Raw genomic sequence first — 1,499 nt, forward strand, 5'->3', positions numbered from 1 at the left:
TATACTACCATTCTCGCCGGCTTTCCACTGTTTTGCATAGCTGGTAGCCCGGGCATCATACATTTTGCGATTCTGCTCATCTAAGGAATACTTTGACAGCCGGCCATATTTCTCTGCCTGCCGCTTGGCGTATTGTCTTTGTGCATCTTCTTTATTTGCTTTCTCTATCGCTGCCAGCTCTTCCTTTGTCCATCTGTCTTCTGCCGTAGTAATTCCAGGAAAATAAGTTGAATGGCTATCCTTGCACCTTGGATGATAGAGCCCCGCAGCGATGGCCGTGCTCATCAGGGGATACGGCCCGTCAGATGCCTTCCCGCCGCTCCACACATCATCAATCATAATCTTGCCGACGAAAGGCAAGCATTTCGGACAGGGATTCCCCCGTTTGTTCATAATCACGGTACTGACGCCCCACTCCTGCCGCTTCTCACCTTCTCCGGCGAGATAGGCCCGTTTGGCAGCTGTCCGGATCGCCATATCCGCATAATCCTGTATCGTGTGGCGTGCTCCGTTGGCATATTCAATGCAATTGATGCCGGCAGCCAAAAAGTCTTTTGTAGCCATATCCACGGCCTTCTCATATGTCCCTGCGCCGGTATTGGCGTAAACCTGCGCATTAAAGATCACCTGTCGGTACTGGTCTTCCGCACGGCGGAGCACCGCAACCTCTGCCTTTTTAAAGTCGTGCTCCGTGGCCCGAACCAGCGCATCCAGCTTGCGGGTGTTTAGCTTAAAAAACTCCGCAGAAGTCTGAACCGATTTATTCAGCTTCCTTGGAGCTTTCCAACCATTTTTAATTGCGTCCAGGATTTCAAGTTCCTGCTCCATGTTTCCTTGTTTGCGGGCCTGCTCAATCACCTGTCGGACAGAGCCGTTTATCTCGCCAAACTGCCGCTGGAATTTTTTCTTGTTGGCCCGCTTGTATTTGTCCAAAGCTTTCAACTGTTCGGCCTGCCACATGGACCAATTAAAGCCCTCGGCATCCTCCCAATCTCGATGCCGCTGCATGTTCCGCATCATCAACGCGATCAGTTCCTCTTCGATCGCGGCGAAGGCTTTTCCGATGTCATATTCATTCATGATTATTCGCCTCTATATTTTTTGCGATGCGGGCACATCTCTTGCTGTTTTTACAGCGGATGTTATGTAGGCGCCTTGGCGCTCCATCCGTCATGCTTGTACAATCTACGCATTCAACAGAGGCTTCAAAATCAGGGCAGTACCCACAAAATTCTTGTAACAACAAATCATATCCCGGTATATCCATCCCTGCTACCTCCCATTCTGGTGGACCTTCCAGCCCTGACTCCGGAATTTCCGAATCTTCTGCTTTAGTTGTGTAATACTGTTACACTTAATGTTCATCAGCTCCGCGTAGCCGTTCTTTTCAACTGCGTAAATTCCAAACGGAACCTGTTCACTGGCCACTTTGAGTAGTCCCTGGTACTCCTTCTTTCCCATCCGGTACGTTCGGTTCGCCACTTTGACCTCCATCGGCC

General features: G+C 50.2%; 2 protein-coding genes. Both read right to left on the bottom strand.

Features of this window, described 5'->3' with window-relative positions; all coding sequences use genetic code 11:
- Window positions 1-1,080: phage minor capsid protein (locus NE619_RS17765; RefSeq protein WP_256133829.1), on the bottom strand; the 1,080-nt coding region annotated here is incomplete at its 3' end.
- A gap of 192 nt (window positions 1,081-1,272) precedes the next feature.
- Window positions 1,273-1,499: hypothetical protein (locus tag NE619_RS17770; RefSeq protein WP_256133830.1), on the bottom strand; the 227-nt coding region annotated here is incomplete at its 5' end.

The sequence above is a fragment of the Anaerovorax odorimutans genome (assembly GCF_024459955.1).
In the GTDB taxonomy this organism is placed as follows: Bacteria; Bacillota; Clostridia; order Peptostreptococcales; family Anaerovoracaceae; genus Hominibacterium; species Hominibacterium odorimutans_A.